The sequence below is a fragment of the Brevibacillus schisleri genome (genome assembly GCF_055685845.1).
On the sequence record NZ_JBVNDM010000001.1, the window covers coordinates 262,501 to 285,000 of the forward strand.

At 44.9% G+C, this 22,500-nt stretch carries 17 protein-coding genes, 10 tRNA genes and 1 rRNA gene (2 of these 28 cut by a window edge); 25 read left to right on the top strand and 3 right to left on the bottom strand.

Going from position 1 to position 22,500, the window contains the following annotated elements; genetic code table 11:
* From ACUUHJ_RS01555 to rocF, 12 genes are all read left to right on the top strand, one after another.
* Window positions 1-826 (top strand): 23S ribosomal RNA (locus ACUUHJ_RS01555) (it extends 2,103 nt beyond the left edge of the window).
* A 53-nt stretch (window positions 827-879) separates the two neighbouring features.
* Window positions 880-955 (top strand) — tRNA-Asn (locus ACUUHJ_RS01560).
* Between the two features lie 6 nt (window positions 956-961).
* Window positions 962-1,037 (top strand) — tRNA-Thr (locus tag ACUUHJ_RS01565).
* 19 nt (window positions 1,038-1,056) lie between these two features.
* Window positions 1,057-1,130, top strand: a tRNA-Glu gene (locus tag ACUUHJ_RS01570).
* 86 nt (window positions 1,131-1,216) lie between these two features.
* Window positions 1,217-1,292 (top strand) — tRNA-Val (locus ACUUHJ_RS01575).
* Window positions 1,293-1,300: 8 nt separating this feature from the next.
* Window positions 1,301-1,385: transfer RNA gene (locus tag ACUUHJ_RS01580), tRNA-Tyr, on the top strand.
* Window positions 1,386-1,405: 20 nt separating this feature from the next.
* Window positions 1,406-1,480 (top strand) — tRNA-Gln (locus ACUUHJ_RS01585).
* A 6-nt stretch (window positions 1,481-1,486) separates the two neighbouring features.
* Window positions 1,487-1,562 (top strand) — tRNA-Lys (locus ACUUHJ_RS01590).
* A 20-nt stretch (window positions 1,563-1,582) separates the two neighbouring features.
* Window positions 1,583-1,659: transfer RNA gene (locus tag ACUUHJ_RS01595), tRNA-Arg, on the top strand.
* A gap of 5 nt (window positions 1,660-1,664) precedes the next feature.
* A tRNA-Pro gene (locus tag ACUUHJ_RS01600) sits at window positions 1,665-1,741 on the top strand.
* Window positions 1,742-1,752: 11 nt separating this feature from the next.
* A tRNA-Gly gene (locus ACUUHJ_RS01605) sits at window positions 1,753-1,826 on the top strand.
* A 172-nt stretch (window positions 1,827-1,998) separates the two neighbouring features.
* Entirely contained in the window at window positions 1,999-2,895 is an 897-nt protein-coding gene (rocF, locus tag ACUUHJ_RS01610; RefSeq protein ID WP_012684013.1) for an arginase, read from the top strand.
* Window positions 2,896-2,988: 93 nt separating this feature from the next.
* Here the strand turns inward: rocF and ACUUHJ_RS01615 are convergent, their stop codons facing one another.
* Window positions 2,989-3,147, bottom strand: a complete 159-nt coding sequence (locus ACUUHJ_RS01615) for an aspartyl-phosphate phosphatase Spo0E family protein (protein WP_007725277.1) — start codon at window positions 3,145-3,147, stop codon at window positions 2,989-2,991.
* A gap of 170 nt (window positions 3,148-3,317) precedes the next feature.
* Here ACUUHJ_RS01615 and sigW point away from each other — a divergent pair, with 170 nt between their 5' ends.
* The 11 genes from sigW (at window position 3,318) to ACUUHJ_RS01670 (ending at window position 17,833) form a co-directional block, all read left to right on the top strand.
* Window positions 3,318-3,881, top strand: a complete 564-nt coding sequence (sigW, locus tag ACUUHJ_RS01620) for an RNA polymerase sigma factor SigW (protein WP_016742677.1) — start codon at window positions 3,318-3,320, stop codon at window positions 3,879-3,881.
* A gap of 16 nt (window positions 3,882-3,897) precedes the next feature.
* On the top strand, window positions 3,898-4,521 hold the full coding sequence (locus ACUUHJ_RS01625; protein ID WP_012684016.1) for a zf-HC2 domain-containing protein: 624 nt from the start codon (window positions 3,898-3,900) through the stop codon (window positions 4,519-4,521).
* Between the two features lie 105 nt (window positions 4,522-4,626).
* Window positions 4,627-5,451: a diadenylate cyclase CdaA gene (gene cdaA, locus ACUUHJ_RS01630; RefSeq protein ID WP_016742679.1), complete on the top strand. Its 825-nt coding sequence runs from the start codon at window positions 4,627-4,629 to the stop codon at window positions 5,449-5,451.
* Window positions 5,444-6,691, top strand: a complete 1,248-nt coding sequence (locus ACUUHJ_RS01635; RefSeq protein ID WP_289675665.1) for a CdaR family protein — start codon at window positions 5,444-5,446, stop codon at window positions 6,689-6,691. The genes cdaA and ACUUHJ_RS01635 overlap by 8 nt, the downstream gene beginning before the upstream one ends.
* A 43-nt stretch (window positions 6,692-6,734) precedes the next feature.
* Window positions 6,735-8,081, top strand: a complete 1,347-nt coding sequence (gene glmM, locus ACUUHJ_RS01640; protein ID WP_289675667.1) for a phosphoglucosamine mutase — start codon at window positions 6,735-6,737, stop codon at window positions 8,079-8,081.
* A 481-nt stretch (window positions 8,082-8,562) separates the two neighbouring features.
* A complete protein-coding gene (glmS, locus tag ACUUHJ_RS01645; RefSeq protein WP_472298097.1) occupies window positions 8,563-10,395 on the top strand; it encodes a glutamine--fructose-6-phosphate transaminase (isomerizing) in 1,833 nt (610 codons plus the stop codon).
* A gap of 267 nt (window positions 10,396-10,662) precedes the next feature.
* On the top strand, window positions 10,663-11,430 hold the full coding sequence (locus ACUUHJ_RS01650; RefSeq protein ID WP_472298098.1) for a PDDEXK family nuclease: 768 nt from the start codon (window positions 10,663-10,665) through the stop codon (window positions 11,428-11,430).
* On the top strand, window positions 11,405-13,471 hold the full coding sequence (locus ACUUHJ_RS01655; RefSeq protein WP_472298099.1) for a transposase: 2,067 nt from the start codon (window positions 11,405-11,407) through the stop codon (window positions 13,469-13,471). The genes ACUUHJ_RS01650 and ACUUHJ_RS01655 overlap by 26 nt, the downstream gene beginning before the upstream one ends.
* Window positions 13,472-13,483: 12 nt before the next feature.
* Window positions 13,484-14,422, top strand: coding sequence for a TniB family NTP-binding protein (locus tag ACUUHJ_RS01660; RefSeq protein ID WP_472298100.1), 939 nt, complete (start codon window positions 13,484-13,486; stop codon window positions 14,420-14,422).
* Window positions 14,423-14,695: 273 nt separating this feature from the next.
* Window positions 14,696-16,102: an IS110 family transposase gene (locus ACUUHJ_RS01665; RefSeq protein ID WP_472298101.1), complete on the top strand. Its 1,407-nt coding sequence runs from the start codon at window positions 14,696-14,698 to the stop codon at window positions 16,100-16,102.
* Between the two features lie 693 nt (window positions 16,103-16,795).
* Window positions 16,796-17,833 carry a hypothetical protein gene (locus ACUUHJ_RS01670; protein ID WP_472298102.1) on the top strand — a complete coding sequence of 346 codons (1,038 nt, stop codon included), beginning with the start codon at window positions 16,796-16,798 and terminating at the stop codon, window positions 17,831-17,833.
* Window positions 17,834-18,415: 582 nt separating this feature from the next.
* Here the strand turns inward: ACUUHJ_RS01670 and ACUUHJ_RS01675 are convergent.
* Complete coding sequence (locus ACUUHJ_RS01675) at window positions 18,416-18,796, bottom strand: hypothetical protein (RefSeq protein WP_472298103.1); 381 nt, start codon at window positions 18,794-18,796, stop codon at window positions 18,416-18,418.
* Between ACUUHJ_RS01675 and ACUUHJ_RS01680 the strand changes: the two genes are divergently transcribed.
* Complete coding sequence (locus ACUUHJ_RS01680; protein WP_472298104.1) at window positions 18,745-20,805, top strand: hypothetical protein; 2,061 nt, start codon at window positions 18,745-18,747, stop codon at window positions 20,803-20,805. The genes ACUUHJ_RS01675 and ACUUHJ_RS01680 overlap by 52 nt on opposite strands.
* A gap of 797 nt (window positions 20,806-21,602) precedes the next feature.
* Here the strand turns inward: ACUUHJ_RS01680 and ACUUHJ_RS01685 are convergent.
* A complete protein-coding gene (locus tag ACUUHJ_RS01685; protein WP_472298105.1) occupies window positions 21,603-21,953 on the bottom strand; it encodes an RNA polymerase sigma factor in 351 nt (116 codons plus the stop codon).
* A gap of 276 nt (window positions 21,954-22,229) precedes the next feature.
* Here ACUUHJ_RS01685 and ACUUHJ_RS01690 point away from each other — a divergent pair, with 276 nt between their 5' ends.
* Window positions 22,230-22,500 carry the 5' end (the start) of a hypothetical protein gene (locus ACUUHJ_RS01690; RefSeq protein ID WP_472298106.1) on the top strand. Its footprint extends 713 nt past the window's final position, so the window shows 271 of its 984 coding nt (coding positions 1-271); the start codon lies at window positions 22,230-22,232; its stop codon lies beyond the right edge, outside the window.

Sequence of the window (22,500 nt, forward strand, 5' to 3'; positions counted from 1 at the left end):
TTTACTGTAGCCTGGTATTGGAACTTTGTGCATCATGTACAGGATAGGTGGGAAGCTGAGAAGCAGGGGCGCCAGCCTCTGTGGAGCTGTCGGTGGGATACCACCCTTGATGTACGGAGTTTCTAACTCGTCGCCCTTATCGGGCGAGAGGACCATGCCAGGTGGGCAGTTTGACTGGGGCGGTCGCCTCCTAAAAGGTAACGGAGGCGCCCAAAGGTTCCCTCAGAATGGTCGGAAATCATTCGTAGAGTGTAAAGGCAGAAGGGAGCTTGACTGCGAGACCTACAAGTCGAGCAGGGACGAAAGTCGGGCTTAGTGATCCGGTGGTTCCGCATGGAAGGGCCATCGCTCAACGGATAAAAGCTACCCTGGGGATAACAGGCTTATCTCCCCCAAGAGTCCACATCGACGGGGAGGTTTGGCACCTCGATGTCGGCTCATCGCATCCTGGGGCTGAAGTAGGTCCCAAGGGTTGGGCTGTTCGCCCATTAAAGCGGTACGCGAGCTGGGTTCAGAACGTCGTGAGACAGTTCGGTCCCTATCTGTCGCGGGCGTAGGAAGTTTGAGGAGAGCTGTCCTTAGTACGAGAGGACCGGGATGGACGCACCGCTGGTGCACCAGTTGTCACGCCAGTGGCACAGCTGGGTAGCTATGTGCGGACGGGATAAGCGCTGAAAGCATCTAAGCGTGAAGCCCCCTCCAAGATGAGACTTCCCACAGCGCAAGCTGGTAAGACCCCTCATAGACGATGAGGTTGATAGGTTCGGTGTGGAAGCGCGGTAACGTGTGGAGCTGACGAATACTAATCGGTCGAGGACTTATCCACACACTCTTAGCAATCATGCGTATTCAGTTTTGAAGGAATAAATCCTTCAACGTTCCTCGGTAGCTCAGTTGGTAGAGCAATCGGCTGTTAACCGATCGGTCGGCGGTTCGAGTCCGTCCCGAGGAGCCATATTATGCTCCTGTAGCTCAGTCGGTAGAGCGTTTCCATGGTAAGGAAGAGGTCGCAGGTTCGATTCCTGTCGGGAGCACCAGAAGTATTCTTATGATCTTGGCCCGTTGGTGAAGCGGTTTAACACAGCAGCCTTTCACGCTGTCATTCAGGGGTTCGAATCCCCTACGGGTCACCTAAAAACACCTTAACAGTGGTTAAGGTACCTGCAAAGTTCTCAGAGTATGCTAAGAAGCATACTCGTCACTTTGTCAGGGATTTGGAGGCTTAGCTCAGCTGGGAGAGCATCTGCCTTACAAGCAGAGGGTCGGCGGTTCGATCCCGTCAGCCTCCACCATAAAAAATGGGGAGATAGTGAAGTGGCTAAACACGGCAGACTGTAAATCTGCTCCCTCCGGGTTCGGCGGTTCGAATCCGTCTCTCCCCACCATTTTTTATTTTGCGAGTTGTTGGGGTATAGCCAAGCGGTAAGGCAACGGACTTTGACTCCGTCATTCCTAGGTTCAAATCCTAGTACCCCAGCCATTTTGCGAGCCATTAGCTCAGTTGGTAGAGCATCTGACTTTTAATCAGAGGGTCGAAGGTTCGAGTCCTTCATGGCTCACCAGTTTTTTAAAATTAGAATAGGTGCCCTTAGCTCAGCTGGATAGAGCGTTTGACTACGAATCAAAAGGTCGGGAGTTCGAATCTCTCAGGGCACGCCACTTATCGGGAAGTAGCTCAGCTTGGTAGAGTACTTGGCTTGGGACCAAGGGGTCGCAGGTTCGAATCCTGTCTTCCCGACCATTTTTTTATATGCGGGTGTAGTTCAATGGTAGAACTCCAGCCTTCCAAGCTGGTCGCGTGGGTTCGATTCCCATCACCCGCTCCATATGTTTACGAGAAACGAGAAACCGAAATGGTTGCTCGTTTTTTTGTGTTTGTAACAAAGCTTGTCCGACAGGTTATTTATGCAAAATCATGTCGAGTTGAGTCATTTTGCTTTCCGGGGCTACAATATAGAGGTAGAGAATGAAATGAGCGAAGGAAAGGGTGGCACTTTTATGAACAAAAACATGAGCATTGTTGGTGTACCGATGGATCTAGGTGCAGACCGCCGCGGAGTTGATATGGGACCTAGCGCAATCCGTTATGCAGGTGTTGTAGCACGCCTGGAAAAGATGGGCTTCAATATTGAAGACCGCGGAGATATTTTTGTAACGCGCCCTCATCACTTCACCGAGACGGAAAACCATAAATACCTGGATGAAGTCGTGGAAGCCAATGAAAAGCTTGCCAATGTTGTAAGCGATATCATGACTGCTGGCCGATTCCCGCTCGTATTGGGTGGTGATCACAGTATTGCCCTTGGAACCATTGCGGGTGTAGCTAAGCACGTAAAAAACCTGGGTGTCATTTGGTTTGACGCTCATGGTGATTTGAATACGGGTGCCACATCTCCATCGGGAAATATTCACGGTATGCCTTTGGCAGCGAGCTTGGGTTATGGACACGAGCGTCTGACGAACATTGGGGGATATACGCCAAAGGTAAAGGCAGAAAACGTGGTCATCATCGGAGCGCGTGATCTGGATCAAGGTGAGCGTGAATTGATCAAGCGTATCGGGATGAAGGTTTTCACCATGCATGAAATTGATAAGTTGGGTATGGCTCGAGTCATGGATGAAGCAATCGCGCATGTGTCCAAAAACACAGATGGCGTGCATTTGAGCCTCGACTTGGATGGACTTGATCCACACGATGCTCCGGGAGTAGGGACGCCAGTAATAGGTGGTATCTCCTATCGTGAAGGGCATGTCTCATTGGAAATGCTGGCAGATGCAGATATTCTTTGCTCGGCGGAATTCGTAGAGGTCAACCCGATTCTTGACCGAGAAAACATGACAGCTCGTGTTGCAGTCGCTTTGATGAGTTCCGTTTTTGGTGATAAATTACTATAAAATAAATGAAGAAGATCATGAAAAAAGAGAGGCTTTTGGCCCTCTTTTTTTGTTTTACCGCATCTTTACTTTGATGAGGGAAAGCTGTACATTCTAAGGATGGAGACGCAGTTTATTTAATAGCTGATCCAGTTGTACACTTAGTGTAACTAATTCTGGAGTAATGCAGGCTTGTTTTTTGTACTGATCGTTGAGTTCTTTTCGCAGCATTTCAATCTCGAGGAGAACGTCTTTTTTTGACAATCGTTGCACTCTCCTTTCCACCCGTATGATAAATGAGCTATCATTACTTATATATAGAAGAAAGCAATACGCTTATTCCTCTATTTCCCAACAAATTATCCGCACAAACACAAGATTAAAAATGAAACCATATGCAGTATCATCCGTATATAGGATTACGGTATTGTGGGGAGGATCGCATGGATTTTGTAGAGAAACGGTTGACTCAGCGGGCTAAACGCGGAGACCGTGAAGCTTTTGCGGAGTTAATCGAGATTTATAAAGACAAGATATTTCAGCTCGCATATCGTATGGTGGGAAACCGTCAGGATGCAGAGGACATCGCGCAAGAAACATTTTTGCGTGTCTATGCCAATTTGCATTCATACGATGACAGCTATAAGTTCTCCACGTGGATCTACAGGATCGCGACCAATCTATGTATCGACCGTGGCCGGAAAAAACGACCTGACTTTTCATTGGATGAAGAAACCGAACCAGGGCAAGGCCTGGACTGGTATTCACGCCTGTCTTCTAACGAGCGAACACCGGAGGACAAAGTCGTAACGCAGGAGCTGCAAGAGACTGTGCAAGATGCTTTGTCTCACTTACAGCCCAAATATCGCTCGATTATGATCTTGCGTTATATCGAGGATTTGTCGTTGCAGGAGATCAGCGATATCGTAAAGCTTCCCATAACGACAATCAAGACGCGTATTCACCGAGGAAGGGAAGCATTACGCAGCAAGTTGCGATTGATGTGAGAAAGGAGAAATCACGATGGAATGCCGGGATATGATTTGCCTCATCCACGAATATCTAGATGGGGACACTGATGAATTAGCCAATCTGCAATTGCAAGCACACATAAAGACTTGTGTGAGTTGTCGTCAGCATATGCATGAGTTGCAGAGAGCCATCGCTTTTGTTCAAAGCGCTTCACATATTCATGTCTCTTCTGATTTTACAGCTCGTGTACTTGCGCAATTGCCTGCGCCGACGAAAGCGAATCTGTTATCAGGATGGCTTCGTAATCATCCGTTTTTGACAGCTGCAGCGGTATTTCTCTTTTTGATGACCGGCAGCGTACTCAACAGTTGGTTTGATCAGGATGATACTCTACAGGTATCCTCTGCTAATTTGGATAAATTAAAAATAGATCGTGAACGCAATGTCGTAGTTGTACCAGCAGGAACCAATATTGATGGAGACTTGGTTGTACGCAACGGAAACGTAGATGTTCAAGGCCATGTAACAGGAAATGTTGTGGCTATTGAGGGAAAAGTGTTCGTGGCATCTACTGCCCAAGTCGTGGGAAATACCGAATCGATCGAAGCGATCGTAGATTGGATCTGGTATGAGGTGAAAAATATTGGAAATGACTTGCTTCCGATCTTGCCATAAGAGAAAATAGAGAGTACAGCTATCAGAGCACGGCAGTGGAGCCGTGCTTTTTCCGCAGGAGATAGACTGACTTCATTAGATGGAGCGAGATATGGGGGCTTCGTTATGATATCGATATCCATGGATTATGGGGATTTGCTACGGTATGCAACGGATATTTTACTCGTTACATACGTGTTCTATAAAATCATTATGCTTATTCGCGGGACGCGCGCTGTACAATTGCTGAAGGGGATTATGGTCATTGTCATCACATGGTTCCTCAGCAAATACTTCCAGCTCACGGCACTACACGCGCTGATGAATCAAGCATTTACATTCGGAGTTTTGGCCGTCGTCATCATCTTCCAGCCGGAGTTGCGTCGAGCACTGGAGCAGCTTGGTCGAGGCAAGCTTTTTTCCCGTTCAAGCAGTACGCAGGATGAAGAGGTAGTTAGCCGCTTGGTTCAAGAGGTGGGCAAATCGGTTACGTACATGGCCAAGCGTCGCATTGGTGCATTGATCGTCATTGAGAGAGAGACGGGTCTGAATGACTACGTGGAAACGGGTATTGGCATTAACGGGCGAGTCAGCTCGGAGCTGCTGATTAATATTTTCATTCCCAATACACCGCTGCATGACGGTGCAGTCATTATGCGAAAAGACATGATTATGGCTGCTGCCTGTTATCTTCCACTGTCTGAAAACAATTCCATCTCCAAAGAGTTGGGGACGCGCCATCGAGCGGCAATAGGGCTAAGTGAGGTTTCCGATGGCATTGCGATCATCGTATCTGAAGAGACTGGACAGGTGTCCTTTGCCGCGCATGGAGCAATGAATCGCAATCTGACGGAGGCGCAACTGGCAGAGATGCTGACAGAACAGCTTCAGCCTCTGTCCAAAGGCAAATCCATGGGAAGTCGTTGGCAATGGAGGCGAAAACATGGATAAATGGTTAAACAGTCACTGGTTTGCACGTGCTGTTGCGTTGCTTTTGGCTATCATGACGTGGATGATTGTCAATTTGGAAGCCGAACAAACGACGACTCCTGAGGCAAGTCAGCCAACTTTTATTGACAGTGTGAATTTGCATGTGAAATACGATACCGATCGTTATCAGGTGGTCAAGCAGCAACGAACGGTAAAGGTCGCCTTGGAAAGTAATAATCCTTTTTATCGACACAATTTCTTCCCAGAGGAATCGTGGGAAGTGTATGTCGATGCGACGAGCCTGGGCAAAGGAACACACCGTGTACCTGTCCAGTACAAGGGATTCCCGGATGATGTCAAGGTAGGGATCATCCCGAATATCGTGGAAATTACCTTGGAAGAGAAGAAGACCGTTGAGCGTGAAGTTTCTGTGGAGAAATTGGGACAGGTCGCCCCCGGTTACACGGCTGGAGAACCTATTGTAAAGCCGTTTAGAGCACTTGTAAGGGTACCTGAAAGCCAAGTGAATAAGGTAGCAGCAGTTAAGGCATCGGTTGACCTGGAAGGGGCTACTTCCGCAATCAAAACAACGGTTCCGCTCAAAGTCGTGGACAAGTCTGGCAACGTGATTCAAGGTGCGGATGTAGTGCCACTTACGGTAGAAGTGAACATTCCCGTAACAAGTCCGTTTGCCAAAGTGCCAATCAAATTAAACTTGACGAATGAATTGCCGAATGGCTATAGTTTGGCTAGTATGGGTATGAATGTGGAAGAGGTCACGGTCTATGGACCGAAGGAAGTCATTGATGGAATCAAATCCAACACATATCCAGGGCCGGAAATCGATCTCAGCAACATTACATCAGATCGCGATATAGAGCTAAAGATACCGTTAATGGATAATATTGTGAAGGTAGAGCCGGAGTATTTGACCGTATCGCTGAAAGTCGTTCCATCAACGACCAAGCGTTTGGATAAGATTCCGATTCGCATTAGCGGGCTATCAGAAAGCATGGAAGCAAAGGTACTATCCACCGATGGCCAGGAGATGTCTACAATCGACTTCGACGTAATCGGCGCTCCAGTAGTGCTGAATCAGTTGAGGCATGAAGACTTGCAGGTCGTAGCAGATGTCAGCAATATGCCGGCGGGTGTGTACGAAGTACCATTGAATTATATTTTCAATCAGTCGGAGTATATCAAGACTTCTGTGGGCGCACCGAAAAAGGTCACAATTCAAATCACGAACAAGCAAAGGTAGACATAAGCTGTTGTGTGCACAAGGAAGGAAATGAGGGACAATCATGGGGAAGTATTTCGGAACAGACGGTGTACGCGGTGTAGCAAATACACAACTGACACCCGAACTGGCATTTAAAATCGGACGCGTTGGCGGTTACGTTCTCACCAGACACAAGCAGGAAGGGAAACCAAAAGTGGTGATTGGGCGCGATACGCGCATTTCCGGCCAAATGCTGGAAAACGCGCTTTTGGCTGGACTGTTATCGGTTGGAGCAGAAGTGGTCAGATTGGGTGTTATCTCCACCTCGGGGGTAGCGTATCTCACACGTGCACTTGGTGCAGATGCTGGAGTTATGATCTCCGCCTCTCACAATCCGTTTCCGGATAACGGAATCAAGTTCTTCGGCAGCAACGGTTTTAAACTGTCCGACGAAGTGGAAGCTGAAGTAGAACAGTATTTGGACGCGGCAGAGGATACGATGCCTCGACCAACAGGCGAACAAATCGGGACGGTTCTGGAATTCCTGGAGGGTGGACAAAAGTACCTCTCTCACTTGAAGAGCACCGTATCCGAGCGATTTGACGGTCTGAAGGTAGTTCTGGATTGTGCAAATGGTGCTGTCTCATCATTGGCAGCTCGTCTGTTTGCGGATGTGGACGCTGAAGTCATTACGATTGGTGCGAATCCGAATGGAATCAACATCAATGACCAGTGCGGTTCAACGCATCCTGAACGCCTAGTAGAAGAAGTTTTGAAGCATAAAGCTGACTTGGGTCTATCCTTTGATGGGGACGCAGATCGCTGCATTGCAGTGGATAATAATGGTGAAATCATCGACGGCGACTATATTATGGCGATCTGTGCACGAGCCCTCAAGGCTAAAGGAAAGCTCAACAACAATACAGTTGTCACGACCGTAATGGCCAACATGGGCTTCTTCAAAGGGATGGAAGAGTGCTCCATCAATACAACGAAGACTGCTGTTGGGGATCGCTATGTAGTAGAAGAGATGCTGCGCGGCGGCTATAATCTCGGTGGCGAACAGTCGGGTCATATCGTCTTCCTGGACTACAATACGACAGGAGACGGTCTGTTAACAGGTCTGCAGCTCTTGAACATCATCAAGGAGTCTGGCAAGCCGTTGTCCGAGCTCAAACAAGTGATGGTCAAGTATCCGCAGCTCTTGATCAATGTCCGTGTAGAGGACAAGTCAAAGCTGAATGGTAATGAAGCTATTGCGCAGGCGATTCGTGAAGTAGAAGAAGATTTGGCTGGCAATGGTCGCGTTCTGGTTCGTCCGTCTGGAACAGAGCCAATCGTACGTGTCATGGCAGAAGGTCCAGATGCGGCACAATTGGAAGGGCTCGTGAATCGGATCGTTGACGTGGTCAAACAAGAACTCGTGTAAAATTAGTGTAAAAAGTTGCAGGGAGCGGTTTCGATGCCGCTCCTTTTTGCATACAACTACAATACGACGACAAGATATTGTCGCTCTTCACAATCTGTGGTACAGTGTTCATGTGCGCTAGCACCAAGAAAGAAAAACTTGGGAGGGGTTGTGCAAAAAAGAACAAGCACGTAAACCAAATGAATACCATTGGAAAGCGCCAGCACTGAGGCTGCCCGACATGGAGCCCAGTGGACGAGGTGGAGGTTTATCGAAGGATTCGGCGGATACCTCCCGGCAGCAGTATCACTGCCGCAGAGCGCAGGGACAAAACATCAGGGTGATCTGATGGACAAAACCTTGTGTGTGATACGTTTTTTGCCATTGCCGAAATAGATGAAACAGTATGATCATAGAAAAAACATGGAATGGCGGGGGACTCACCCCCGTACCATTGTTCGGGTGGAAGTCCCTCGCCAAATTGGAAGGGGACCATACACTTATGTGCGGAATCGTTGGATATATTGGAAATAAACAAGCGCAAGACATCGTTATCGGAGGACTTCGCAAGCTGGAGTATCGCGGCTATGATTCAGCAGGGGTTGCTGTCGTGAATGAAAACGGCTTGGATTACTCAAAAGCGCAAGGCCGTCTGGCTGTTCTGGAAAGTCGTTTGGAGTCGAAGCCATTGACTGGTTCTATGGGAATCGGGCATACACGTTGGGCGACACACGGAAAACCGTCTGACGAGAACTCCCATCCACATACAGACGAGAAATCGGCTTTTGCAGTCGTTCACAACGGGATTATCGAAAACTTCCTGCCATTGAAAGAAGAGCTGCTGGCAAAAGGCTACACGTTCACTTCTGAGACAGATACCGAGGTTATCGCTCACTTGCTCGCAGACATGTACGATGGCGATATCGTTTCTACAGCGCGTCGTGCTGTGCAACGCATGCGTGGTGCCTATGCATTGGGAATCATGACCGAGCACGAGCCAGATAAGCTGGTAGCGATTCGCTTGGCTAGCCCGTTGGTAGTTGGTGTGGGTCAAGGCGAGAGCTTTATCGGCTCGGATATCCCAGCTATTTTGGAGCATACACGTGACGTGTACATTTTGAACGAAGGCGAAATGGCTGTGTTGACTCGCGATGGTGTGGAACTGATGAACGCAGAGACCGGCGAGAAAATCGAGCGGGAACTGTTCCATGTCGAGTGGGATCTGGTACAAGCGGAAAAAGGCGGATATGATTCCTTCATGCTCAAGGAAATGCACGAGCAGCCTCAAGCTGTTCGCGATACCATGGGTGCCCGCATTGACGAGGACAACAAGCGAGTGATTTTGCCTGAGCTGAAAATGAGCGATGCGGAACTGGCGACATACGATCGCATCTACATCGTGGCATGCGGTACTTCCATGCACGCGGGTCTCGTCGGTAAGGATGTTATCGAAAAATGGACACGCGTACCTGTAGAGGTAGCAGTCGCTTCCGAGTTCCGTTACCGTGATCCGATCTACACAGACAAGACACTGATGATCGTCATCAGCCAATCCGGTGAGACAGCAGATACGCTGGCTGCACTGCGTGAGGCGAAGAAGGGCAACGTGAAGGTGTTGGCTATCACCAACGTGGTAGGCAGCTCCGTAGCTCGTGAAGCTGACGAAGTGATCTTTACGTGGGCTGGTCCAGAGGTAGCGGTAGCATCCACAAAAGCATACACCTCCCAAGTCGTTGCCCTGTACTTGTTCAGCTTGTATTTGGCTCAAGTAAAAGGCACCATGGCGGCTGCTGAGGTTGCTGAAGTGGTTGAGCACCTGAGCGAGATCCCTGGCAAAATCGCTTCCATGCTGAATGACGATGATCAAATTCGTCGCTTTGCAGAGGGCACGAAAGAGGTAAGCAGCCTGTTCTTCATCGGCCGCAGCCTCGACTATGCGGTATCGCTGGAAGGCTCTCTGAAGCTGAAAGAAATCTCCTACATTCACTCCGAGGCGTATCCAGCTGGTGAGCTGAAGCACGGTACTCTTGCGCTGATTGAAGATAATGTTCCAGTTGTAGCTTTGGCTACGCAACCAGACATCTACGAAAAAACGGTAAGCAACATCGTGGAAGTAAAAGCTCGCGGCGCTCATGTACTGGGCTTTGCGACTGAAGGCAACCACGACCTGGCGAAGAGTGTGGATGAGGTCATTTACATGCCAGCCACTCTGCCAATGCTCACACCGATTCTGACCGTCATTCCATTGCAATTGCTTGCTTACTACGCTTCTGTCGCTCGCGGCCTCGATGTGGATAAACCACGGAACTTGGCGAAGAGTGTGACGGTTGAGTAAGGGTTGAAGGGGATAAAATTATCCTTGTCTTGTGGGTAGTAATATAGTTTGTCACCTTCGGGAAGATACTTTGTCACCCGTTGTAACATATGTTGGCCCAGCCTTGCTGCAGTATCATCTTACTGTAGCAAGGCTTTTTTTGTGTTTAAAAATGAAAAAAATTGGTTATTTTTATATTGACTGGATAATTCAAGCGTGAGATTATGTGAGAAATCGTATGGAACAAGTCTCGACACTTTTCGGGGCGAATAAACAGGGGGGAGCGTTTTGGATTGGTCAAACCGTAATTGGAGTAAAGAGGACAAGCTCTATGCACCAAAACGTAAAGTTGATAACAAAGGGAGCCACAACAAACCCCATGTAATCGGGTCTATAGCAAGCTACAAAATGAGTAGGGATGTAGCGTACCATTCATTAGCCGAATGCTTATTTTATTACTTTTTAGAACTCGATCAGGCCTCCGTGCGATATTATGTCCAACCGATAAACGTCCCCATGAAAAATCTGAATAAGGATGGAGATTTAAAGCAATGGTTCCATGTTCCAGATGTACTCGTATTTCGTCAAGGCTCAGTTCCTCACTTGTATCAAATTAAGAATTCACCCGATATTGAGACAGAGATTTTTAAATTATGTAATAGTCGATGTGAAAAATTAGCATTCTCTCAAAATTGGAAGTATAGCGTGATTTATCCGAAGACATTACCTGAAGTCGTAGTACGCAATCTTAAATTCTTAAATCCTTACCTTAAGAAAAGAAAAAGTTATTCGCAATGGGTGGATCAAGTTATTAATAAGCTATCTTATTTAGAAACTTCATCTGTTTTAGATCTAGCTCGAAGCTTCACGGCTAGTGTGGATTTTCGATATATACTTCCAGTTGTATATCACTTAATTGCAACAGGTGTTTTCAATGTCAACTTACAAAAGACAATTAATGAGCACACTTTAGTTACGTTAGGGAATTTTTCTGGTCAGTTACGACAGTTTCTGGGGGAGAGTGATAGCTTTGAAACTTTTCAATTTAAAAATTAATGACGAGTTTCAGTTACATGGCAGAAGATACGTTGTAACTCATATTAATGCCCCAAAGGTATACGTCATTGCTGTTGGAAATGCGGCAGTTGAAGAGGAGTATGACTTTCTCTCCCTAATCACGAATCCAACATTTGAACCAAGTGCGTTGATTCAGAAAAGAGTGAGTCAAAAGTCAGAAGAATATAAAACCAGGCATTTCTCTAATCTTGATGCACTTTCGGAAAAAAACCGGCAAGAGGTATCCCAGAGATTCGAAGTTATTGATTCTTTATTGCTACTCGATAAAGCTAAAGCTGGTGACCTGAAAGCATACTACCAATTAGCCGAAAGGTATCGGGAATATCTGACGGGGGTCCAGAGCATTGAGAAGGTAACCCAAAAATTCTTACTACAACAAATTGCTAGCAAAACAGGAATATCGACTAGGACCTTAAAAAGGTATCTGGCTGATTATAGACGAGAGGAAAATGAACGACCAACATCAGGGATTGAGGGGCTTATTAGAAAAAATGTTTTTAAAGGAGATAGGATCAGATCTGATGAGAGGCCGTTGTTAATATGCCATCCTAAGAAAAAAGATCTGGTGCTGGATACCATATATATCAGGAAAGATGAGCGATATATACCGATCTTGAAAGAAGTAATTGAAATGGATTACTTATCTACAAAGAGACCTAAAATTTCAATGATAGCTAGAGAGATAGAAACAAAATGTACTCAAGCTAAGTTAGATCCGATTGATTATGATACAGTCGTTAAATTGATCGGAAGAATTGATAAGCAAATCAGGGAAAGGATGCGAGATGGAAGAGCTGCTGCTCAGAAATATAATCCGGTACAACGGGGATGGTCAAATCAAGAGGCTCTTTTTCCTCTTCATATTGTCGAGATTGACCATACTCAGTTAGATATTGATGTAATTAGTAAAACAGGAGATGTGACGGGGCGCCCTTGGATCACCTTAGGTATTGATGTTTACACACGTATGGTATGGTGTATGCACGTTTCTTTTGAACACCCCTCCGCAAATAAGGTTCGAAAGGCAATCGAACATGGGATCTTCTTGAAACGATCAAGAGAGAAGTATAACACATTAAATGATTGGGATATTCACGGAATACCATCAATTATTTACATGGATAATGGACCGGAGTTTAAAAATGCAGAAGTGAAACGAATGATAAACGACACTCTACATTCAGAGGTAAGATATCGACCGGTCAAAACACCAAACTATGGAGGAACTATTGAACGTTTAATTGGCACGTTAAACTGGGGCATTGTTCATTCTCTCGATGGTACTCGAAAAAGTTCAGTCGAGGATTTAGGGGACTATAATCCGGAGGAAAACGCGATCTATACCTTAGATGATGTTATCGAATTACTTACTCTTTATATTACGGACATATATCACCATAAAGTACATCGGGGGTTACCCTTAGACACTCCCACCCCAGCTAGTATGTATTACGATGGATTGAGTTCTACTGGTGTCCCGGAGTGGATAAATGAAGAGGATGAGCCGTATTACAAGATTGAACTATTGCCGACGATTGAGAAGCCTTACACTCGAGATGGGGTAAGGTTAGAAAACGTAGAATATAAGTCACCAGAATTATTCCACATGATCCAAGGAAGGCATGTAAAATACAAAGTTAAATACGATATTGATGACATATCAAGGATTTATATTCTATTACCCAAAACGAACGAATACGTTGAAGTCTTCGCAGCTAACCCACCGGCTAATGAACTGAACGGTGTAAGTAGATATATGTATAAAAAGATGTTAGAGAACCTCCGCACACTAGGGAAATTGAATATGAATCGGATTCCAGGATCAAGGCAGCTAGCGGAAGCGAAGTCGAATTTACATGCGAAAGTAGAAGCAAAAAAACAATTAAACAGAAGAGAAATTCAAGAGGCACAAAGAATGGGGTATGAGTATAAATTGTCTCCTCCAACAAAGGTACCAAACAAAAATAAACCAAAAGTTGATTTATTCGATTTATATGATTTACAAAAAAGCACAAAGTAATAGGAGGATAGAATGGAAGAACAAAATCCGTATATAGAATTCGCAGATCGTGTTGCTAATCTTTTCGTAGTTCATCCACGTATATCTGAAATTTGGGAAATGTTTGATTCCAAGCGCGTGATGAACCAGGCAAAAAAAAGCAAAAAATCGTATCATCATTATTTTATGATGGGGCCTTCGGGTGTTGGAAAAACAGTTTTATCAGAAGCATATAGAGATAGAAATAAGGAATACATGTTAGTTGATGATGAAGGCACCGAGATTGATATTAAGCCAGTGGTGTATTTAGAATTACCTCATCCGTTTACGATTCAAGAATTTTACCATAAGATCGTAAAAGCGTTGGGAGCTCCTCGTCTGCCTGGTAGGCCTTTGATTGCAGAAGTGAAAACACAGGCATTTCATTTGTTGGAAAGACAACGCGTAGAAATGCTTATTCTAGATGAATTGGATTTTATACTAAGTTCAAGGAATGTTTCGAACGAAGAAGCAATGGATACCATAAAACATGTGGCAAATGATGCGAAAATCACCTTAGTCTGTGTTGGAACTCACAAAGTAAACGAATTAAGAAAACTGGATGAGCAGTATAAAAAGAGATTCTCGCCTATTAGGCTAGAAACATTTAAAGAATGCGATGATAAGTTCCTTCAATTCTTATCACTGATTGAGGATCAATTAGCACCTCCCAATCCTATAGGTCTTTCGGATTCAACGACACTACTACCAGAGGCTCTGTTTCAATACAGTTTTGGACGTCCCGGATATTTAGTTCAATCACTTCAAGAAGCCTATCGGATACTTGGTGTGTATGAATCAGACTTTAATGACTTTTCCCAGATAGAATTAACAGGTGCAATTTTAAAAAGAGCATTCAGAAACGTGCTTGGCGATATAACTGATGATGAGAGGAAGGATATGTGGAAGGACAGTGAGTTTGAAGAAGAATAATAAATTTACAAGGTGGAATTTGGTATTTTAGCTATTAGAAAGGAGTTGCTGATATTACGGATAGAATACACTTAGTTTGAATTATTATAAAAAGCAATCATCTAGTGCTGACATCAATACTCTTGAGGTCAGCTTTTTTGTTTGAGTCGATATGATTTGTTTCTTGTATTTTCCCAATAAGTTTGAAATTTAAAAGTGGGGGGTGTTCTTATCAACAAGAGCTGCTAAAGAACTATCTTGTTATTTCATTAAGATTCAAGGAGGGGATAGGTTTTGGAACCGCATAAGGTTATAAAGGTAAAGAATGTTCTATCTGAAAAAGTTGAAAGAGCGAATCAATTGTATTCATTCTATGTAGGAATTGATATTGGATATAAGTTCCATGTAGCTGCTTGTATATCTCATGAAGAACTCCACGATTCAAAAGGATTATGGAAGAAAAAGAAGACAAGAAAAATTAATGCAGATAGCGACGGGATAGCAGGTTTCTTAAATTTCTTAAGGGAAGTGGGGGAGTGTAACCAAATATCTCCGAAGAACTTTTTTATCCTATTAGAACCGACTGGGGGAAATTACGGCTATATCATCATGAAGGCATTGATAGATATAGGGTATACGCTATACCAAGTCAAGAACAAGGCAGTAAAGGATTTTAGGGAATGTTCTTTAGGAATAAAGGAGAAGTCAGATGAAATAGATGCACGTGTCATGGCGTATATGGGTTATTACAAATCATTGAACCCTGCCCTTCAATCCGTAAGTATTATTACTCCGTATACGCCTACGCAGATATTATTTCGTGCTTTGACCAAAGATAGATGGTTGCTAAGTCAGCAGTTAACGCGTAGAAAAAACCAAATACATCAATTGTTTGCAGTTACAAATCCCGAGCTTAAATCCCTTTTTGCGAAACCCACAGTTCCTTCAGTTTTGCGGTTCGCATTGAAATATCCAACAATGATAGAAATTAAAGAAGCAACTGAGGAGGAATTGCGCCGTTCGTTGGTGGCTAGTGGAGCAAGAGCAAACGCTATTAAAAAAGCAAAAAAACTAGTAGATGCTGCACAAAAATCAGTCGTTATTCAAGCTCCGCATTTAGCTAACCGACAAAAATGGCTTATCGATGAAGTCTTTCGCCTTCATGAAGCCATCAATCAAATTGACGAGCACATATCAGATTTATTATTCGGAAATAAGGAGAAAAACCTACCATCACACCCTTATGCTGATATACTATTTTCCCTTCCTGTTATGGGCAATATTTGGGCTTCCACTCTGATAGGTGTAATTGGTGATGTCCATCGGTTTAATAACTTTCGACAGTTTAAAAAGTACTTAGGAGTTTCAGCTGAAAATGCGAAGTCAGGCATCTCAATACATAAGACGAGAATGACAAATGAGGGAGTCAGGGATGCTAGACGTGTGTTATTTCAGATGTCACTGGTGCATATTTCATCTAGAAGCGCACCAAACGTATTTGGGATACAATATAGGCGGTTATTAGAGGGGAGAGAGGGTTATCCACCAATGACAAAAATGACAGCTATTGGACATATATCCGGAAAAATTGCTCAAATCATATACGGATGTCTGAAATCTGGAAAATTATATGATGCTCACCATCATGCGAATGCTACAAATGTAATACTAGATAGCAAGAGAAATAATAAACAGATTTGAAATACTACATCATTTCCTTTTTAATAAAAGTAGACCCTTGGCTCCAACATGAGGAACCTCTGGTTACCTTTTCCCTGGTAGTGGGGGTAAATATTATAAGCGGTTCTGATCAGTTATCCCTCTAAAAAACTTGGAGACCGTTTTGAGGTACTCTTGCAAAAATGTTGGCGAAGCTGGTCACATAATTATGCTCGTGAAACGAAAAAGCTTTGATAAGGAAAACTTATGTTTTACGTGTATTTTAATGAAATGCAAAAGTGTTCGCTGAAAATGATGCTTTAGACTGGATTTGTTGATCCTACGTAGTTGTTAGGTAAAAAATCAAAAGACTCAGAAAAAAAGTATTAGACAGCCTCCTCTAAATGAAACAGCGGTCAGTCTAAGACCTGAAAATAAAGTCTTAGACTGACCGCTGTTTTTATTGAACTAATGAACACCGTTAGCAAACTAAACAAATAAACTGGGAGGGAATAAATTGATGAGTAGAATTATTTTATTCGCCTTTCAATAAGTTTAACTGATTCTTGTAGTCAGGAAACAAGCATAGACATAGGCGACTTGAGCCTTGATTTAAGGGAATTAAGTAGATAAAAAAGGATGCTTGGTGTTTTACTATATTATATAGAAGTAGATATCAATAATTGGTTGCATTGCTACCATCGGAGTTAAAAATTGTAAACATAGGGGGATATCATGGGAGGTAGAGATACAATAAAGGGCGTTAAAATTCAAGGAATTGTAGCTGTTTTGAATTCGCTAACTAAAAGTGACTGGAAAACCATATATATTGAGCCTGAATTTCAAGGTGTGAAAACGGATAAAATTGATATTCAATGGGATTTGAATGATGGAGGGAAAAGGATAGAGCAAGTAAAAAGCTCAGAAGGACTCATTTATAAAAATAGTATGAAATCTTATCTTAATGATATGATTGAAGAGGCACCTTCATCAGATGAATATGTGCTATATGTTGTCGGTAATTTGGCTTGGGATGCTCCTGCTTTTGTTACCCAGTTAAACAATGGTACGTTGGAAGAATCAGAATTAGATGGTTATGAGTTGATGAAACAAAAAAAAGCTTCTATGAAGATTATAGTAAGAGCTTTTGATTTCGAGGCCTTAGAGTCCTTTGCCTACAAGTTATTGCACATATTCTATGATTCTAAAGATATAGTTGTGAGAGCTAAGGATTTAGAACAAAAAACTTCTGCTATGTTCCATGAGTTTGATCGATTACCTATTTTACGCAAGACTTTATCAAAAGAGGAACTGGAGAATAAGTTAGTAGATTGGATTGATTATACTGCTCGTGGCGATCTTGATTTATCCGGACTACAGAATCTGAAAGAGTCGCTTGGAAAATTCAAAGAAAAGTTTAGATCTTTAACAAGATTATTGCATAATCCAGATTATAATATTACAGAAAAACTTTCTAGATTAAATGAAAAAGAGGAGTTCCATTTAGCTTTTTCACTTAAAGGAGTTCAGCACAGATATCTCAAAATTTTAGATGAACTTGAATATTATGATAGAAAAAGAGAAGAAATGATTCATTTACATCATGATTACCGAGCAGCTAAAAGAGAGGCTTTTCCTGCAAATTACCTTTTTGTTCAAGCAGAAGAGATAAGTGACATATCATTTAAGGAAATTGCAAAAATTAAAGAATCCGAATCGATAGATGACTTCATCAATTACTTAAATACGGTACATAGTCAGTTGTATAAGTAATATTTGGAAGAGTGGATATTTACTGAAAAGTCATATTCTCAAAATGAGTTATAGTAATTTTAAGAGGAAATTTGTGTCACATTTCACTGACACAATGTAGTGTAGTGCTTAAGCCAAAATCCTCACGGATTTTGAACAGTAAACCTCTAAATTATTCTTGATCTTTTAACTCATTTTTTTGTTTTTAAGCACTGACAGGTGGTCTTTAAAAACAAAATGAGACCCTTCTTCAATAAGTAATCAAAAAATTGATTACTGAGATTATCTTCGAAGAACGACTTGAAATAGTAGTTAGAACAATAAGAAGAAACTCAAAGTTTTTTTGAACTCCGCCAGAGAAGCCAACCTAATGGTAGGTGCCTGCTAGAAAGCACCCAGGGCTTAACTTTAAATTAAATGTTCGGGACGCCGTTAATGAAAATCAAGTTAATCACTTCTTTATGTAGTACCAAAATAAGTATGTCTTGAATATTAATAACCCTGGATAATTTCGAATTACACTTTAAAGTGAAGTGTCGGGGGAGGGAACAAAGTAAAAATCAAAATGGTTAAATTAATTCAACAGCATAAGAACTGTTTTTTTTATCCACCACCAAGCTGTCCTTTAATTTTCCCTGGAAAGCCAGTACCCCCTGTTAGAGGAGCAACCGGAGCTACTGGAGCAACCGGAGCCACTGGAGCTACTGGTGCAACTGGAGCTACTGGAGCAACCGGAGCTACTGGAGAGACCGGAGTAGCGGGAGCTACTGGAACTACCGGAGCTACTGGAGCAACCGGAGCCACTGGAGCCACTGGAGCCACTGGAGCAACCGGAGCAACCGGAGCTACTGGTGAAACTGGAGCAACCGGAGCAACCGGAGCTACTGGAGAGACCGGAGTAGCGGGAGCTGCTGGAACTACCGGAGCTACTGGTGCAACTGGAGCAACCGGAGCTACTGGAGCTACTGGAGCAACCGGAGTCACTGGAACTACTGGTGAAACTGGAGCAACCGGAGCTACTGGAACCACCGGAGCCACTGGAGCCACTGGAGCTACTGGAACCACCGGTGCTACCGGATCCACTGGAACCACTGGAGCTACTGGTGCAACTGGAGCTACTGGAGCTACTGGAGCTACTGGAGCTACTGGAGCAACCGGAGCTACTGGAACCACCGGAGTCACTGGAACTACTGGAGCAACTGGAGCAACTGGAGCAACTGGAGCAACCGGAGCTACTGGAACTACTGGAACTACTGGAACTACTGGAACTACTGGAACTACTGGAACTACTGGAACTACTGGAACTACTGGAACCACCGGAGCCACTGGTGAAACTGGAGCTACTGGAACCACCGGAGCCACTGGAGCTACTGGTGAAACTGGAGCTACTGGAGCTACTGGAGCCACCGGAGCTACTGGAGCCACTGGAGCTACTGGAGCAACCGGAGCTACTGGAACTACTGGAACTACTGGAACCACCGGAGCCACTGGAGCTACTGGAACCACCGGAGCCACTGGAGCTACTGGAGCCACCGGAGCTACTGGTGCAACTGGAGCCACTGGAGCTACTGGAGCCACTGGAGCTACTGGAACCACCGGTGCTACCGGATCCACTGGAACCACCGGAGCTACTGGTGCAACTGGAGCCACTGGAGCTACTGGAGCCACTGGAGCTACTGGAACCACCGGTGCTACCGGATCCACTGGAACCACTGGAGCTACTGGTGAAACTGGAGCAACTGGAGCAACCGGAGCTACTGGAACCACCGGAGTCACTGGAACTACTGGAGCAACTGGAGCAACTGGAGCAACCGGAACTACTGGAACTACTGGAACCACCGGAGCAACTGGAGCAACTGGAGCCACTGGAGCTACTGGAACCACCGGAGCCACTGGTGCAACTGGAGCCACCGGAGCCACCGGAGCCACCGGAGCTACTGGTGCAACTGGAGCTACTGGAACCACCGGTGCTACCGGATCCACTGGAACTACTGGTGCAACTGGAGCCACCGGAGCTACTGGAACCACCGGAGTCACTGGAACTACTGGTGCAACTGGAGCCACCGGAGCTACTGGAACCACCGGAGCCACTGGAGCTACTGGTGCAACTGGAGCTACTGGAGCTACTGGAACCACCGGAGCCACTGGAGCTACTGGTGCAACTGGAGCTACTGGAGCCACCGGAGCTACTGGAACCACCGGAGTCACTGGAACTACTGGTGCAACTGGAGCCACCGGAGCTACTGGAACCACCGGAGCCACTGGAGCTACTGGTGCAACTGGAGCTACTGGAGCTACTGGAACCACCGGAGCCACTGGAGCTACTGGTGCAACTGGAGCTACTGGAGCCACCGGAGCTACTGGAACCACTGGAACCACCGGATCTACTGGAGCAACCGGAGCAACCGGAGCAACCGGAGCCACCGGAGCTACTGGAACCACTGGAACCACCGGAGCAACTGGAGCAACCGGAGCCACCGGAGCCACCGGAGCTACTGGAACCACCGGAGCCACTGGAACTACTGGAGCAACCGGAGCAACCGGAGCCACCGGAGCTACTGGAACCACCGGAGCCACTGGAACTACTGGAACCACCGGAGCCACTGGAGCAACTGGAGCAACTGGAGCTACTGGAACCACCGGAGCCACTGGAGCTACTGGAGCTACTGGAGCCACCGGAGCTACTGGAACCACTGGAGCCACTGGAGCTACTGGTGCAACTGGAGCTACTGGAGCAACCGGAGCAACTGGAACCACTGGAGCCACTGGAACTACTGGAGCCACCGGAACTACTGGAGCAACCGGAACCACTGGAACCACCGGAGCTACTGGAACCACCGGAGCTACTGGAACCACCGGAGCAACCGGGGCTACTGGGGCTACTGGGGCCACCGGGCCAAGAGGGGCTATACAACAGTTTCAGGTTTCCGAGAATTCACCCAATACAACAGGAAGCTCAGCAATACCTATTACAGCTGTCGCCACAACATTAAAAACGATCATAATTACTGGGGTGACTGCCGGAGAAACTGTTTGGTTAACGGGGATAGTGGGATGGGAGTCGACTGCTGGTACTACCGCGATTCAATTACAAATTCTTCGGGGAGCCACCGTGATTTTTAGTATTAATCACCACGCGGCCGGAAACAACACTTTTAGTGCAACAGGTGTTGATCATGTAGATTTAACCCCTGGTACAGGGAACGTTACTTATTCATTGGTTGCATTAACTCCAGTCGGTACAGCTAATGCAATCGGTGCAATTACGTTTACGGGTGCTTTACTAACCCCTTAGAAAAAAGTGGCTAATTCGTCTTTTTGGGGTACCGCCAGCAAAACGCGGATTTACAACGTTAAGGGATTAAGAAAGCAAAAACAGCCGGTTTTCACCACGCTGAGGGTGTAACCGGCTTTATTGCTATCCTTGATTCAATGGCCTCAATAATTGGGCATGCGGAACGGATCCTATCTTGGTCATCGTAGCCACTCATCTGCTTTACCAATCGCGACGAGACGTTGGCCAGAGACGGCGCATGTTGTACACAAGCAGCTTCGGACGCTGGCGATGGTTCTTTTTTAGTCCTGCAGCTCGCCAGCTTTGCTAATCAATGTATAGCCAAGGCCATGTTTACCTTACAATATCTTTTAGTATCTTCTAATATCTTCCAAGATCGCGCGATCAATTAATTTGGGTCCGGATCAGCAAGACGAGACACGAAATATTGCGGTGCTGCTTGTGGCCAAAAAGCTGGCCCAAGAACGCAAAAAACCCTCCATTTTGGAGGGCCTACTACTTAACTTCTTGCCAGTTAGATTCTAATTTTTTCCGAAGTAACGCTAAATATTTCCGTTTGTATTTATTTACTCCTTGTTGAGATATACCCAAATGCTGTGCGACTATTATTTCTGGAACTCCATGAATGACTACTTGCTCAATAATGAATCTCGCTTTATCTGGAAGGGAACTCAACATGGCTTCTACATGCAGCTTAGAATCTACAGAAGACATTTGATTCTGCCCACAAATATTTTCTATGATCGGAAACTCTCGGGTGGAAATCTTCTTTGCTTGATACTGCAACCGCCAAGCGATCCTTCTTAAAACTTTTCTACACTCCTCTATTAATAACTCATCATTCATGCTTTTCACCCTCCCACCTTATAGGTAAAAAAAGAAGGTAAAAAACAACCTCTTTACATAAATTATTCCATCTTTTTTTGAATGGAATAAACTCAAGAAATGTAATTTAAACGCCATTTCATGCGTTTTCGTATCATACTTAGGAGTTTTTTTTTAGGGGATTTTTTTTAGGTCATTGGTTGTAGAAAGACCTCTTTTTTCTCCTATATGTTATGAAAGCGACAAAGTGATACATTACGAAGTCGCTTTTAAAAAACATATCGGAGGTAATATTATATGTCACAATTACATGAACCAGGTCGTAAAAATCTCCTCGTTTATATCGGGAAAGGGAAAGAAACCATTTCCAGAACGCATTTGGACAAGTTAATGGACGGAAACGTACACATTGTCAAACAACTAACCCTGGTTATCGGTGATGAACCATTTAAGTACAACGATAGCGCCCAACAACGTCGAGTACGAGACAATTGTGTAAGTGCATTGAAAGAATTTTATCGAACATTTCTAGATGCTGGTCACAGTTTTGGTCTGTACATTGGTCTCC